The 14,976-nt window shown below is 48.9% G+C and carries 16 protein-coding genes; 1 reads left to right on the plus strand and 15 read right to left on the minus strand.

Annotated elements, in window-relative coordinates; all coding sequences use genetic code 11:
• Positions 1 to 25: 25 nt before the first annotated feature.
• From ACNQFG_RS13570 to ACNQFG_RS13610, 9 genes are all read right to left on the minus strand, one after another.
• Complete coding sequence (locus tag ACNQFG_RS13570) at positions 26 to 667, minus strand: XRE family transcriptional regulator (RefSeq protein ID WP_423405259.1); 642 nt, start codon at positions 665 to 667, stop codon at positions 26 to 28.
• A 51-nt stretch (positions 668 to 718) separates the two neighbouring features.
• Positions 719 to 2,341 (minus strand): recombinase family protein, encoded by a 1,623-nt coding sequence (locus tag ACNQFG_RS13575; RefSeq protein WP_008791695.1) that lies wholly within the window; start codon positions 2,339 to 2,341, stop codon positions 719 to 721.
• A 107-nt stretch (positions 2,342 to 2,448) separates the two neighbouring features.
• Entirely contained in the window at positions 2,449 to 2,634 is a 186-nt protein-coding gene (locus ACNQFG_RS13580; RefSeq protein ID WP_004849804.1) for a hypothetical protein, read from the minus strand.
• A 270-nt stretch (positions 2,635 to 2,904) separates the two neighbouring features.
• Positions 2,905 to 4,245: a VapE domain-containing protein gene (locus tag ACNQFG_RS13585; RefSeq protein ID WP_423405260.1), complete on the minus strand. Its 1,341-nt coding sequence runs from the start codon at positions 4,243 to 4,245 to the stop codon at positions 2,905 to 2,907.
• Positions 4,130 to 4,870, minus strand: a complete 741-nt coding sequence (locus tag ACNQFG_RS13590; protein WP_014079457.1) for a CHC2 zinc finger domain-containing protein — start codon at positions 4,868 to 4,870, stop codon at positions 4,130 to 4,132. The genes ACNQFG_RS13585 and ACNQFG_RS13590 overlap by 116 nt, the downstream gene beginning before the upstream one ends.
• A gap of 47 nt (positions 4,871 to 4,917) precedes the next feature.
• A complete protein-coding gene (gene mobQ / locus ACNQFG_RS13595) occupies positions 4,918 to 6,390 on the minus strand; it encodes a MobQ family relaxase (protein WP_074104019.1) in 1,473 nt (490 codons plus the stop codon).
• Positions 6,391 to 6,392: 2 nt separating this feature from the next.
• Entirely contained in the window at positions 6,393 to 6,710 is a 318-nt protein-coding gene (locus ACNQFG_RS13600) for a DUF3847 domain-containing protein (RefSeq protein ID WP_008816380.1), read from the minus strand.
• A 286-nt stretch (positions 6,711 to 6,996) separates the two neighbouring features.
• Positions 6,997 to 7,200: a hypothetical protein gene (locus tag ACNQFG_RS13605; RefSeq protein WP_004614949.1), complete on the minus strand. Its 204-nt coding sequence runs from the start codon at positions 7,198 to 7,200 to the stop codon at positions 6,997 to 6,999.
• Between the two features lie 147 nt (positions 7,201 to 7,347).
• Complete coding sequence (locus ACNQFG_RS13610; protein ID WP_005362423.1) at positions 7,348 to 7,572, minus strand: helix-turn-helix domain-containing protein; 225 nt, start codon at positions 7,570 to 7,572, stop codon at positions 7,348 to 7,350.
• A 302-nt stretch (positions 7,573 to 7,874) separates the two neighbouring features.
• Between ACNQFG_RS13610 and ACNQFG_RS13615 the strand changes: the two genes are divergently transcribed.
• The gene (locus tag ACNQFG_RS13615; RefSeq protein WP_423406593.1) at positions 7,875 to 8,915 is read left to right on the plus strand and encodes a DUF6076 domain-containing protein; all 1,041 of its coding nucleotides are present in this window, start codon (positions 7,875 to 7,877) and stop codon (positions 8,913 to 8,915) included.
• Between the two features lie 225 nt (positions 8,916 to 9,140).
• On the opposite strand, the gene ACNQFG_RS13620 is transcribed toward ACNQFG_RS13615, so the two are convergent.
• The 6 genes from ACNQFG_RS13620 to ACNQFG_RS13645 all read right to left on the minus strand — a co-directional run bounded on the left by ACNQFG_RS13620 (position 9,141) and on the right by ACNQFG_RS13645 (position 14,811).
• Positions 9,141 to 11,519: an ABC transporter permease gene (locus ACNQFG_RS13620; protein WP_227616236.1), complete on the minus strand. Its 2,379-nt coding sequence runs from the start codon at positions 11,517 to 11,519 to the stop codon at positions 9,141 to 9,143.
• Between the two features lie 14 nt (positions 11,520 to 11,533).
• Positions 11,534 to 12,199 carry an ABC transporter ATP-binding protein gene (locus ACNQFG_RS13625; protein WP_271935575.1) on the minus strand — a complete coding sequence of 222 codons (666 nt, stop codon included), beginning with the start codon at positions 12,197 to 12,199 and terminating at the stop codon, positions 11,534 to 11,536.
• A 5-nt stretch (positions 12,200 to 12,204) separates the two neighbouring features.
• Entirely contained in the window at positions 12,205 to 12,465 is a 261-nt protein-coding gene (locus ACNQFG_RS13630; RefSeq protein WP_008816373.1) for a hypothetical protein, read from the minus strand.
• 181 nt (positions 12,466 to 12,646) lie between these two features.
• Complete coding sequence (locus tag ACNQFG_RS13635; protein ID WP_004611616.1) at positions 12,647 to 13,063, minus strand: hypothetical protein; 417 nt, start codon at positions 13,061 to 13,063, stop codon at positions 12,647 to 12,649.
• Between the two features lie 27 nt (positions 13,064 to 13,090).
• On the minus strand, positions 13,091 to 14,122 hold the full coding sequence (locus ACNQFG_RS13640; protein WP_118412049.1) for a sensor histidine kinase: 1,032 nt from the start codon (positions 14,120 to 14,122) through the stop codon (positions 13,091 to 13,093).
• Entirely contained in the window at positions 14,119 to 14,811 is a 693-nt protein-coding gene (locus tag ACNQFG_RS13645) for a response regulator transcription factor (protein WP_035394423.1), read from the minus strand. The genes ACNQFG_RS13640 and ACNQFG_RS13645 overlap by 4 nt, the downstream gene beginning before the upstream one ends.
• Positions 14,812 to 14,976: the final 165 nt, after the last annotated feature.

Consider the following 14,976-nt stretch of genomic DNA (forward strand, 5'->3'; position numbering starts at 1 on the left):
GCAACCTCTCCGGGGGCAGATGTGGTCATTTTTTCTTCGGTGCACCAAATTCATACTTCCGTGCCGGAACGATGATTGCAAATGCCATGCTCACCAAATATACCAACCAGATCATCAGGCAAAGTTCTTTTCCAACCATCTTCCCTGCCCATGTGCCAAGCGCAAGCAATAACGGCATTGCCACCGCCGTCACGACCGTCCAAATACGTCCCCATCTTAAAATGACCGGCCAATTCCGGTTGTTAAAATAGACCCCCGGAATATTCATTCGGAAAATCCCTTGTGTAACGTAGTTGATACGGTTTTCATCATAGTAACCCGGAAGCACTTCCTCTGTAAAGAAAAAGTACGCCCCGAAAAGGAATCCAAAACCGCAGCTCATCCACAGCAGCATTTGCATCTTTTCTTCCATCCACCCCAGATTCCAGACCATCAGTGCTTCTACCGCACCCAGCACGTTGCAGGCGAGATACACCGGCAGATATTTCTTCACCCGTTCCTGTTTCACTTCCGCCGGTTCCGTTGGGAGGGTCAGTGCCTTTTTCACCAGCACTTCCACCTCGTCGGCCGGGATGGCCGCTTCTTCCAGCCGCCGCCCCTCCAACAATTCTGTCACCGAGACGCCCAGCAGTTCGGCCAGCGGCAGCAGCAGCGAAACGTCCGGCACACTCAGGCCCGTCTCCCTTAATTAAAGATATTGTTGGGTAAAAAAGAAAGGTCAGTCGATTTTGCCGATGAAGCGGTAGTAGATTTCTACTTCCTGCTCACGGCTTCCGTCCTCGCCCTTGACAGCTTCGTGGACGGTTATTTTTTCAATTAGAGTGTTCAGAAGTTCGGCGGTCAGCTCCACAGGGTTGACATACTGTTTCATCAGGGCAATCCACTTTTCAGCATCCGCTGCGGTCTGTACGGCGGCTTCCATCGTTTCGTGAAGCTGTCTTATTTTTGTTTCAAGCTCCTTTTGCTCGTTCTGGTACTTCTCGGACAGCATATTGAAGTTATACTCGGTTATGCGTCCGGCAGACCAGTCCTCATACATTTTAGCAAACAGCCCGTCAACCTCGGCTTTACGCTTCTCTGCCTTTTTCAGCTCCGCAGCCTGCTTTTTCTTCGCAGAGTTTCTTTCCCTGTCGCTGGCATTGAGCAGGCGTTTCAGCAGCTTGTCCTCGTCTTTCTGTGCCAGCATAGACCAGTATTGCAGTCTTGCAAGCACATAGGCATACAGTACATCATAGCGGATATAGTGCATGGAACACTGGCGTAATCCCTGCCCGTTCTTGCTGCAATGGTAGTACCCGTATGGGTTCTTATTCTGCTTGTTTTCCCCATAGGCTAAAGACCATCCGCAGTCTGCACATTTTATCAATCCTGCGAAAATCTGTGTCGTACCGTTTCTGCGTTTCCTGCGTCTGCTTGCAATCAGCTCCTGAACTTTTTGGAACACTTCTTCAGAAATGATGGCTTCGTGGGTATTTTCCACACGATACCATTCTTCCTGCGGCTTCCGCACCTTTTTCTTGTTCTTGAATGAAATGTTGCTCTGCTTGTTGTGAATGCTGTGACCGATGTAGGTTTCCTCTTTCAAAATGCTCTTGACCTGTGCTATCGTCCACGCATAGGCTTTTTCTGCGGGCGCACCGGCGTAGATATTGGCGAAAGTCCCGTATCTTTCATAGTTCAGCCAGCCGGGGGTAGGTACTTTTTCCTCCACCAGAATCCGTGTAATGCTGGCGGCTCCACGCCCGTGTACAGCAAGGTCAAAAATCTTCTCTACAATCCAGCGTGTTTCCGGGTCGATCAGAAGATGACCTTTTTTGTCCGGGTCTTTTACATAGCCCAGCGGTGCATAGGCTCCATAGTGTGCGCCATTGGCAAATCTTGTGTGCATGGCAGCCTTGACCTTTTTGCTGGTCTGTCGGGCGTGCATTTCATTCAGGATGTTTAAGAACGGTGCAAGCTCGCTTTCTCCGTTGATGGTGTCCACATTGTCATTGATGGCAATGTAGCGTACTCCCTTGCTGGGGAAATAGATTTCCGTGTACTGACCGGTCAGGATATAGTTTCTTCCCAGACGGGATAAGTCCTTTGTGACAACGCAGTTGATTTTCCCGTCTTCGATGTCATCAATCATCCTTTGGAAACTTGGACGCTCGAAATTTGTCCCACTCCATCCGTCGTCAATGTACTCGTCTACAACGGTCAGCCCATGCTCTGCGGCATACTGTCTAAGCATCATGCGCTGGGTCTGGATACTGCCGCTTTCCCCCTGTAATTCATCGTCACGGCTCAATCTCAAATATAGTGCAGTGTTATAAATCGTTGTATTGTATGGTTGTTTCACGGTTAAAAATCCTCCTTCTAAAAGAAACAACCCACGCTTATACAATACTCGCTGGTACAAGTATATCATAAGCGTGGGCTGATTGACAGTCGTTATTCCGTATTTTTTCAGGAAGCGGCGGCAGCGTGCTGGATCACATCTTCCAGCAGGCTGTCAAGCGGCTTCCCATCCTGTGCGAAATGCTCCGATACCTTGATACGGACTTTCCCCATGACAAAATACTGGGTGCCGTCTTTTTCGGTAAGCAGGGTGCCGCTGTTTTTGTTATTGCTCTCGTTTTTGCTTTTTGCCATAGGCAGTTACCTCCATAAATGAAATATGCCCGACAAGGGAATGTCAGACAGGTGTACAGCCGCAGACTGTCTCCGTGTCAACCAAACCGTGTCAACCGGCAGAAAAGACTTTGAAAACAATCCATAGGCGCTCTATTATTACTTTTTACTTTTTCTTTGATTTCTTGGTTGACATGGTTGACAAAGGAGAGAAATGCCCCAAATATCAGGCTTTTCCCCGTCAACCGGCTGTCAACCAAAGCGTCAACCAAACTGTCAACCGGTGGCTTTTCAGAATGGAAGTTCCATTTGCCGGGCTTCTTCTTCCGTGATTTCCTGAAAACCGTCCCCCTCCGGCGGAGCTTGGTTGACACGCTCCCAGCCTTTTTGAGAACCGTATTTCTTATACCGCTTCGGGCTTTTGTAGGCTACCCAGCCCTGTATGATGCCGCCCGCAATGCCGGTATTCATAATCTCGCAGATTGCCCGTGTCTCCCAGTCTGCCGGGGAATTTAAGTTCCCCAGCGCTTCCTCATAAAGCTGCTTGGAACATACCCTGTCGCCGGTGTAGTCCTCCAAATAGGCGTAGATCATGCCGGCCTGTGTGTCTTCCTGCATAAAGTCCTGCTGGTGGGCGTTCAGGTATCGGTTCATTTCCATGCTGAATGACAGCTTATACTTCCCACTGCGATAAACCGTCATGGCTTCCGCCCACATCTGTTCGATATACGCCCTCGCCGCCGCTTCATCGTCCAGTATGTGAACCTCCGCCCGTTCCGGGTACACCGTCACGGGGAGAAAGCGCCGGTTGCCGGTGCGGTCACGGGGCAAAAAGTCCTGCCGGTTGGTCGTCCCTCCAAATACACATTGCCGCAGCCGGTCTGCCGGATGTGTCTCATAGGGGACTTTGTAGGTCTCTTTCTGTCTGCTCAAAAAGGACTTGATTTCCTCAATACTCTTTGCATTGGCTGTGGCTATCATCTCCGACATCTCGATTATCCAATGCCCTTGCATTTTGCGGTACACATTTTCATCATCCAGCTTTTTCAAATCGTCTGAAAACCATTCGTCCCTGCCTGCCAGCAGCCGGAAAAAGGTAGATTTCCCGGCTCCCTGACCACCAACCAGACAGAGCATGACCTCAAACTTGCTCCCCGGTCTGAATACCCGCCGGATGGCTCCCATCAGGAACAGTTTCAAGGCTTCATAGGTGTATTCGTCCGTATCGGCTCCCAGAAAGTGATGCAGGGCGTAACGGATGCGCTCTGTGCCGTCCCATTGCAGGCTGTTCAGGTAATCCCTGACTGGATGGTAGCGGTTTTCATTGGCAACAATCTTGATGGCGCTCTGCACCTTTTTCTCGCTGGTAAGCCCGTAATTTTCTTCCAGATACAAAAGCAGGTAGTTCATGTCCATGTCGGTCAGCGTGGTACTGGTGCGCTCCCAGCCCAGCGGCTTCACAATGTCAATCTGCTCCGTCAAAAGGTTCAGGCGCAGCGCCCCGCGAAACAGAGGGTCACGCTGGAACACCGTCAGGCAGTTTCGGATGCTGTTCTTCACGCCGCCTTTCTGCGTCCCCTCTAATGTTTCCCGGATTTCTGCCGGTGTCTGCGCCGGTTCCATTGTGTCCATCGTCCTTTTGACCGCTTCCTGCGTTTCCGGCGGCAAGCTCTGAAATTCGCTGTTCAAGCCGCAACACCTCCTTTCCCTGTGCGGCGATCAATGCCGCTTTTTCTTCTATTTCTCCGTATAACAAAATATCCAAAAGGTATTCTGTGTAGCTTATCCTCTGCAACGCTTCCACAAAAAGAGGATGCCAGATGGCATCCTGCGGCTGTGGGGCGTGTGCTGTTTTCCAATGCTCCAGCAGGCGCAGATAATCGCATAGCACCCGGAAACAATACCGTTCCGTTTCCTGAAATCTCTGCTCCGCTGATTTTTGTCGGGGCTGTGACCTGTTGTGACGCTTCCTATCTGGCGGCGCATTGCCGGATTTCTCATAGGAAACGCCGAAGTCCTCCGCAAGCCTGACCGCAGCTTCCCGTTTCCCCAATCCATGCAGCAAAGCGGCAAAGTCGATCACATCCCCGGAAGCCCCGCAGCCGAAGCAGTAAAAGCGGCTGTCCACTTTCATGCTGGGCGTGCGGTCATTGTGGAATGGACAGCAGACCATGCCGTTTCTCCCCACCCGGATTCCATAGAATGAAGCAGCCTGCCGGGTGGTAACAGACTGTTTCACCGCTTCAAATACATTCAAATGCTCCCTCCATAAAAATACTGGTAGCGGTAAAGCTGCCGGTTATATCATAGCTCCATCTCATGTTTCTTTCTCTGTACTGCCTGTGGCTGCTCCCTCCGGCGCAGTGCGGTATCTACGGCGTTCTGCACCTGCCGTAGCCGTATGACTTCCTCCCGGAGTGGCTTGTGCTGCGGAGACAGTTCGGCATACTCTGTTTTTAACTGTGCGTATTCCTGTTTCCATGCTTTCAGGGCAATGGGTTTTCCGTCCAGTTTTTCTTTCAAAATACGGCGGGCGGCATAAAACAGCCGTAACTCCGCATCGTGGGATGTTTCAAATTTCTCCCTCTGTTTCTTAAACTTGATATTGTTCAATTCCGTATGAACAGGTTTTAGCCGCTGGTAATTCTCGCCCTCCCGTATCAATTCCTGCAATTCCTTTATCCGGGCAGATTTCTTTTTCATGGAGTCGCTTAACGCTTCAAATTCTTCGTTGACAGAGGAAAGACGCTCCTGCAAATCCTCTAATGTGAGCAGCTTGTTTTCCGTCAGATAATTGACGGCTTCGGCAAACTGCTTTAAGTTTCCGGTTCTGGCTTTATTGCTCCATGCCCCTGCGTTGCGCTGGTTGTAATAAGCGATCAACAGGTCGGCAAGGCTCGGTGTCTGCGGTTTGGAAAGTTCTTCTTTTACCTCTGCCATCCAGACAAACAGGGCTTTGATCTTCTTCCTCACATCCTGCATGAGCCGGTTGGTGGCTTTAATCCAGCGGTTCAGTTCCCCTTTCTCGGTGCGGATGCCCTTTGCTTCCATCTGCCGGACATTAGCTCCCTCGTGGACAGTAGGTATCAGGTCAAGCCCCTGCCGCACATAGGAACGGTGGTCGATACGCACATCCAGCCCTTTTTCCTCAAATTTTGTATTAACGGCAGCCGCCCACTGCTCCCGCCAGTGTTCCAGCGTTTCCGGCTCATGCCAGTCTGTTGTATGGACAGCGTTAAACATATAATCGCCGTTTTTATCCCGGATTCGGTTTCCATCTTCATCAAGAAGATATTCCCGACGCTGTTTTTGTCCCCATGTGCCATCCGGGTTCAAAGGCCGCATGGTTGTCATCACATGAAAATGCGGGTTAGGGATGCCGCCGTCCTCTTTCTCCGGGCTGTGAAAAGCAAGGTCGGCAATCATGCCTTTTGTCACAAACTGCTCCTGTACGAACTTCCTCGCCAGCTCCATGTTTTCTTCCAGCGTCAATTCATTCTGCATGGCAATATCAAAGGAATAGGCAAGCTGTGCTTTTGGATGTTTCTCGCAGTTCTCCACAGCATTCCAGAGGGTCGCCCGGTCAAGATATATTTCCGGCGCATGGGGCGGCAGCATGATTTCCGAAGCGATCACGCCGCCCTTTTTGGTGTAGTCGCTGACTTCTCCATAGTAGCTGCTGTAAAGACGCTCCCCGGCTCGATAGGCTGCGCTGGCAATGGCGCTCTGACCGGCGCTGCGCTTGATCTGTGCGATTGAAAAATGATAAAGTGCTATCCTTAGTCACCGCCTTTCTCCTGCCCGGAAATACGGGCGTGGTTCTCTGTGGCAGACCGGATGAAATGCTCCGCCTGCGGCAGATTCAAAATGCTTTCCATGAGGGAATAAAATTCCGCTTCGGATAGCTCCTTTGTCTGTGGTGCAATGCTCTCAATAGCTGCCCCACGGGTAATCAGCCGGTGCGTCCTCTGTTTCCGGGAACCGCTTTCCAGATACGCCTGCCGGTTTTTCAAACGCTGCATTTTCCGTTTTTCCTGTTCCAGCAGGACAGTGGTTTTTTCATATTCCTGCTTCAACTGTTCCAAAGATTTTTCCATGTTCTCACATCCTTTGCTGATAAGATAAAGAAAGACCATCCGCAGACAGTCCGTGTGTCAGTGCTTCTATAAAACCCGATGAAAAGGGAAAACCGCAGAGCGGATTTCTCTTTGCGGCGGGTACACAGGGGATAGCCGCTTTAGCGGCGCAAGGGGGTGTAGCCACCTTGTCGGAGCGAAGCGAACGCAGACCTCGGATTGCTGATTTTATCAGCGGCAGAGGTAAGCTCCGCAGGACGCACGATACATGGTCTTTAGACTATGTATAGAAGTGCGCCCTTAGTTCCTAAGGGATTTTGCCGTTTCCGGCAGTCTTGTCCTTTTTCTTGGAACGCTTGGAAAGATACTTCGGGCAGTCAACCACAACCGCCCGGAAGCTCTGTTTACATTCGTGCTGGCATTTCCGGCACAGTTCGTTGTAAGTGATACGGCTGCGGTCATTTAAGAAGAAAGACCATTCCAACCGCCGCTTGTTACTCATTCTTGCCATAACCGGCTCCTTTCTCCGTTTCTATCTGATGTACGCAGATAGGCTGTTTTGATGTAGCGTCTCGGTATCATTTTTAAGTTTTTTTCCCTCTGTATGCCCCTTTGGAAAGTGCGGCAGTATTGCAAGTCAGGGAATGATACCTCACGCTTATTTGTCGCTTCCCGGTACGGTTTCGGAGCCTTTTGCCATCCATTCAAAGAAAGCAATTTTGCTGACCTTGATAAGTCTGCCCCTGCGGAACGCTGGAAAGCCGGGTGTGTGTACCAGCTCATAGGCGCTCGCTCTTGAAATTCCCATAATCCGCTGAATGTCCGCCACATCCAGAACCAGCGGTAAATCCTCGTAGCTGTTCAATCTCTTTTTATCGTTCATTCTGTTCCTCCCATAAATCAAATAGGTTAAAATGCTTCCTGTTGCCGTTCTCCCCAAAAGCCGTTTTCCTGCCCCATTCCTGCGGTGTTTCCCTGCATTGGTGCGCCGAATGCGTCACTTCTCCTGCCGGTCATATCCCTTTTGGACGGTCATTCACTTGTCAAGGTACTGTGTGGCACGAAATTACCAACTGCAATCATCATAGCGGACTATCCTTGACAAAACAATACTTCTGCGATACCATGAGTGTAACGGATATAACTGAATTATATAATTACCATAAACAAAGGCAGGGGATAGGGATGGAGAATCAGTTTATACGGCATGAGCCATGTTTTGAGAGGATTTTGTTTGTCCTGACGCTGGACAGGAAGAAAATGAAAGAGCGGATTTTGATTGGGGAAGAACAGCAGATCCGCTTCCGGCTGAACGGGAGCCAAAACGCAGAGGTGCTTTGTGATATGACACGCCCACTGGGAACTTTTTTGATAAACTTTGAGCATGACACGGACAGAGATTGGAACTTATATGGGCTTTCTCCGCTGCGGCAAGCCCTCCACTCCAACAGATGGAAACAGCCGGAGCTGGAGCAGGCGGCAAGCGAATTTCTCTGGGGAAAATATCTTAGCAACGATCCTCTGAAAATGTATGTAGCGTTCCGTATCTGGAACAGCTATCTGCTTGCCAGAGAACCCCGTGACCGTAACGCTGCCTGTGACCGCTTCATGGATAAAATGAGCAGCCTGACCGGGGTATTCCATAACGAAACCATGAGCTTTGACAGGGAGACAGGAAAACCGAAACATTTTCAAGCTGGCAGCCTTTATTTCAAAGGCGCACCGTCAGAAGATACCCGGCTTGACCTCTGGTTCCCGGACAACCGGCGCACAGAAGAATGTGTGTCTGCCTATGCGTCCCTCTACCCGTTGATTACCTATTATCTGAACAGGCTGAATGACTGGGGGCTTTGCTTCCGGCGGTGCAAGGTTTGTGGAAAATATTTTCTGGCAAAGAGCCAGCGGTATGAGCTGTGCAGCGACAAGTGCCGAAAAGCACAGGCGCTTCAAAACAAGCGGGAATTTGACGAGAGGTCAAGAGAAAATAACTATGACCTGCTTTATAAAAATGAATGCCAGAACTGGCGCAACAAAATAAACCGGGTAAAAAATACCGCAGGCTTTCCGGCTGACCGTCTGGAAAAAATACAGGCTTCCTTTTCCGACTTTAAGAAAGAAGCCTTACAGAGAAAAAAGGCTGTAAAAACAGGAACGGCCAGCCCGAAAGAATTTACGGACTGGCTGTATCAGCAGAGTAATGTAATTGTTGAGCTGACCGAGATATGAAAAACTTTCTATCGTCAATTTCGCATTATTGCAATAACAGATTGCTTCTTCCATGAATGGTAATATTATCATCAAACTTTTGGAAGAACTATAAATGTCCGAGGTGCCTTTGATTTCGACAGAAAAACAGGCTGAATTGTTACAACGCTCGGACATTTCAAAAATTTTTTTGAGAAATGGCGGAAAAAGCGGGGCAGCACACGCCGCCCCGCCGATCCCATACGATTATTCCATTGCCCGCATTTGTTCAATCAGGGATTGTTTTTTCTGTCTGCGGATTGTCCATACAGACAAGATCAGTTCCATTCCGAATAATACCAGAATGAACAATCCCATTTCCAAAACTGGGAATTTGTAAGGTACTACATTTCCGCCAAAAGTAGCTATACTTATTTCTCTACTTGCAACAATAGAAATAGGAAATCCGACAATCAGGATTGCCAATGTTGCAAAGAACGCATAGCACAGACCCTCGCATATATTCATTTTGCATAACTGTTTTTGTGTCAGACCAATGGAACGCAAAACACTGTTTTCCTGTTTTCTGGACATCTGATTAGAGAGGGTCGTATTGATGAGGTTGATAACGCCAAAGAGGAACACCAACCATGAAAGAACCTGCATACTACCAAACACCGCAGAATTTTGTGATTTTTCAGCCGCAATCGCTGTATCTATTTCATCTAAAGCAAGGTTACTGTGTTCGGCTACAATATTTTTCAGTTCAGCTTTTACAGTTTCAGCTTTTTTCGGATTGCTTACAATGCTCCATGAGTAATCAAAGGTAGTAATTTCCGGGTACAGTTCGTAGAATAAATCTTTTGGAGCAAAGAAAACAGAGCCATCTGTATGAGCGCGTCCATGCCCGAAAATCACAGGCATTTTTGAAAGGGAAAACACTCCCGATATTGTAACAGGGATGGACTGCTTACCATCCATTGAAGAAAATTTAACGGTGGAACCGACGCCCATATCTTCAAAATACGCTACAATCTGGTCGTGAATTACGATACTATGAGAATCTGTCGGCATCGTTCCCTCTGTCAATGCAGCCTCAACCATAGCATAGTTCTGGTCGGTCAGCGTATCACATATTCCTGAATTTTGGTTAGCATCTGTTTTAATGCTGGTATGGAGCGATTGTCTGGCTACGATTATATCCGTAACACCATCAACAGATAAAACTTCCTGCTTTAGTTCCTCGTTTAGCGGATTACCTTTTACTAACATTTCTTCCGATAGATCTTGGAGATATATTTTGTAATCGCTGTCAGGAAAATATAATCTCGCAATTTGTTCTGGTGAGCGCACTAAAACAATGGAAGATACCACCATCAGCAAAATTCCGCCGATACTCAAAGATGCTACAATACTGATTGTCTTTTTGCGGTCACGCTTAAAATTCGCAATTCCCATTGAAACAGGATTGAGCTTGATATTCTTTTTCCGGCTGCGGATGTCCTTTTGCACCGGGGTAAAACGGACGGCTTCAATGGGGGAAATCCCTGCCGCGATTTTCACCGGCTTACGGATGGAAATAGACACCATGATCCAACTGCTTATGAGTGTCAGGGAAACCATAACGACATAGGAAACAGCGTTAAATCCCTTGGAAAACAGAAGAAAACCGCAGCATACGCCCAGCACTGTACCAACCAAAATTCCGATACTGCCGAGTTTGCGTCCCTCCCGCTTTACAATCCGCTTGATTTGCTTTGGCGTTGCACCAATCGTCCGAAGCTGTCCGTAGCTCCTGATTTTGTCATTGATGGAGATACGGAAGATACTCTGAATCACAATATAGCCGCCGATCAGAACAATAACAATCACACCAACAATCGGTAAAAAATCAAAGGATTTAGAAGCATAAGCAAAATACTTGTTGTTCATGCTGGGATTAGGAAGCTGATATTCCTCTGCAATCTCCCTGCAATAAGAGGTTATCAGTTCCTCGCCCAACTGGTCGCTGTTTTTGAAATGGACATAGGCGCGATACCCAGCCGGATCAAACCCTTTCCATTCTGTCAGGGCAGCTTTGGAAAGAATGATCGCGCAGGTATTCGCTTCTTTTTCATTTACGCTGTCCATAATGCCGGTAACGACATAATCACCATGAAAACTCTCGGTATCTAAGGTCACACTGTCCCCGATCTTGGCATTGTTTCCATAGGTGGAGAGAAAGTATTCGCTTACGACAACTTCATTTGCTTTTTGGGGCAGATTCCCCTCCAATAGCTTCATTTGGTCGCGCCCAATCTCCATCATTTCTGCGTCATTATATACATAAGAGGCATGATAGCCCTGTTCCGAAAGTTCCTCACCGAGCATATAGTAGCCGCCTACGCGCTCAAACTCCGGCAGTCCTTTCAGGGTTTCAATGTCGTTTTCCTCTACGCCCAGCCAGACCGCCTCATAAGTATCGACAACCTGATTGCGCTGCATTTGTGTCAGGGAAGTAGCTACAATTCCCGTAAAGCAGATCAGAAATGCCGCCAGCGCAACGGCGATCACTACCATCAGATTCCGGCGCTTCTCGCTTTGCAAACTTTTCTTTGCCAGCTTCTTTGTAATGGCGCTGGTATCATTTTCAAAAGGCCATGTCATAGCCTGCCACCTCCTTATTCCACAATCTTGCCATCCTCAATGCGGACAATCCGATCTGCAAGGCGGGCAATGTCGTTGTTGTGGGTAATCATCACAACAGTTTGCCGGAACTCCGCACTGGTACGCTTGATAAGCCCCAGCACCTCGGCGCTGGTCTTGCTGTCAAGGTTGCCAGTCGGCTCGTCGGCCAGCACAATAGCCGGTTTGGTAATCAGGGCGCGGGCGATAGCCACACGCTGCTGCTGTCCGCCGGAAAGATTGTTCGGCATATTTTTCAGTTTATCTTCCAGCCCCAGCAGGTGAACGATCTCGTCCAAAAACTTCTGATCCACCGTGTCCCCGTCCAGCTCCACCGGCAGGACGATGTTCTCATACACATTCAGGATAGGAACAAGGTTATAGTTCTGGAAGATAAATCCAATGTTGCGGCGGCGGAAGATGGTAAGCTGTTCGTCGTTCTTCTTTGCCAGTTCTTCGCCTCGGACGATCACAGTTCCGCTGGTGGGGGTGTCCAGCCCGCCCATCATGTGAAGCAGGGTGGACTTGCCGCTGCCGGAGGTTCCCACAACGGCCACAAACTCGCCGTCCTCCACGGAGAAGTTCACGCCGTCAAGGGCGCGGGTAATGTTCGTCTCTGTGCCGTAATACTTTTTCAGGTCGATAGTCTGTAAAATACTCATAAAATTCAATCCTTTCTTTGTTTGTTGTAAATGCGGAACGCTGCCGCGCCGGTGGCCGCCAACTGTACCAGAATCAGCCCAGCGAACAGGCCGAAGCTCTCATAGTAGAACAGTTCATCCCAAAACAGGAGAACATCACAGAGAGCAGTCAAGGCAACCGTCCAGCGGATGTGCCGGGCCAGCCATTGCCGGAACACCAGCACAAGGACAGCGGGCGGGACGATCAGCAGCGCCAGATTCAAAATCAATGTCGGGGTCAGTTCCATTGCGTCGCCTCCTCGCTTTTGTTGATAAGGCTATTGTAAAACCCAAATGTCCGCGAAATGTTACAGCGGCCAAAAAATTTCATTGAAAATCGGGGTGAAATGTTACAACACTCGGACATTTCAAAAAATTCACGGCGGACAGCCGGAAATGGTCGTCCGCCGAATCATACTACACAATCTTTTAGATAGATTGATTGTGAAATAATTTCAATCCAATCACCACATCTATCATAAGTTCCACAATGAGAATTATACTAATGGCAACATTAAAATTACATAGGTTATATAATCCGATATAGATTTCACAAGTAAGAAATACAACTTGCAGACACAAATTTAAGTATGTCACTAAATGCTCGTTAGTTCTATTCCACAATCTAAACAGGAACATTGTAAAAATAGGTTTTCCCGTAAAAGCAAAAAGCACTGACAATACCGGCACCAAAAATACATAGTAAGAATCTACTGCATTGCTGGGGGATGTACCTACCCATTGAATTGCTATTTTATCAGGAACAACGAAAAATAAAACAATAGATAAAATAACATTGATTATTAAGATGATTGTTGTTGCTTTGCAAAAATTGATTTTTTTCATGGTGTTTTCTCCTGTTATAAGTGTGCTTTATTTAGTCGGCAACATAATGGAAAATTCCGAACCCTTGCCCGGCTCCGAAACCACTTTGATATAGCCGCCCTGCCGTGTTACGATCTCGCGGGCCAGATACAGGCCAATGCCCACGCCCTGCTGTTCGTGTACTTCTTCCTCACGATAGAAGCGCCGGAAGATGGCGGCCTGATTGCTTTCGGAAATGCCCTTGCCGGTGTCGGCTACTTTGATTTCCACATACATTTCCCACAGCACCACAGACACAGCGATTTTCCCGCCTGCCGGGGTGTACTTCACCGCATTGTCCAGCAGGTTAAAGAGGGCTTCCGATGTCCACTTGCTGTCATGGGAAACGGTCAAATCCTCCGGGCAGTCCACGGACACGGCGATTTCCTTTTTCTCCGCTGCATACACGATCCCACTCATGGCCTGTGCCACGGTATCAAAGAGGCGGCCCGGTTTCTTGTCCAACTGGATCACGCCTGTTTCCAGACGGGAGGTTTTCACAAGGGCCTGAAAGAGAAAGTCCAGCTTATCCGTCTGGCTGCGGATTCCCCGGATAAAGTCGGTGCGCTCTGCCTCGGCCATAGGCTTTTCCAGCAGGGTGTCCGTCGCCATTTTCAGATTGCTTACCGGCGTTTTCACCTGATGGGAAATATCCGATACAAGGGTCTGTAACTCCTGCCGTTCCTCGTCCACCCGGCGGCGGTTCTCCTGCATGATCTGGTAGAGCCTTGCCAGACGGTGCCCAATTCTGGCAAGCTGGGTTTCGCTGTCCTCTGGGCGCTGGGGCGCTTCATTCCCGGCGATCATGTGGTCTAAGGTCTGGCACAGGTCAGCGGTAAACTGCGACAGCCGCTTTCCAAACGCCTGCGTCAGTACGAAAATCCCCACAAGGGCACACAGCAGCAGCGCCCCGCCTGTCAGCAGCACCGCCGTCTGTTTTGTCACAAAAAACAGGACTATGGTGATCCCGGACATGGAGAGGACAAGCCCTATTGCCACCCGGCCAAACAGCCGCTTTACCGAGAGGTTTTGAACCTTCATTTTGCCTCGCCTCCCGTCCATTGATAGCCCATGCCGTAAACAGTCTTGATGTAGGGTGCGCCGCCGTCGGATTCGATCTTGCTGCGAATCCGGCTGATGGAGGTTGTCAGGGTGTGTTCGTCTACAAACCTCTCGTCTATATCCCACAGCTTTTCCAAAAGCTGCCCACGGGTCAGCACTTGCCGGGGATTTTTACGAAACAGGTTCAGCATTTTGTACTCCATCGGGGATAGGGTCAGGGGCTTGCCGTTTAGGGAAGCCGTCTGCTCCGAGAAGTCCAGAAACAGCCGTCCGTCATCGTAAATGTCCTTAGCCGGTTTGTGGTGTTCCAGCATGGCGAACATGGCTTTGATCTTCCGCTGCAAGGCCCCGATTACAAAGGGCTTTGTGATGTAGTCCACCGCGCCCACCTCATAGCCCCGTATCTGGTCGCTCTCCTGATCGTTGGCGGTCAGGAATATTACGATGGTGTCCGGGTGCTGGGGCTTTATCAGCTTGCACAGTTCAAAACCGTTCCCGTCCGGCAGGTTGATGTCCAGCAGCACTAAATCAAATTCCCGCTGGCGGATGGCTTCGGCTGCGGTTCTGGCATTTAGGGCAGAAGTCACGCCGTAGCCGTCTGCGGTCAGGTTATAGTCTAACATCTTATTCAAAAAACTGTCGTCCTCGACAATTAAAATCTGCTCCATATTCTCACTTCCTTTGCTTTTTGCAGATAGTATAACAGGCAAATGTCCGAGAATTGTTACAAGGACAAATATATTTATCATTTTACAGCTTTTTTATGTGTACTGCAATTTTATAAAAGAAAGGACAGCAGTATCATCAAATTGCTGTCCTTGCGGTTTATTATA

The sequence above is a fragment of the Faecalibacterium prausnitzii genome, assembly GCF_049532945.1.
Taxonomy (GTDB): domain Bacteria; phylum Bacillota; class Clostridia; order Oscillospirales; family Ruminococcaceae; genus Faecalibacterium; species Faecalibacterium prausnitzii_N.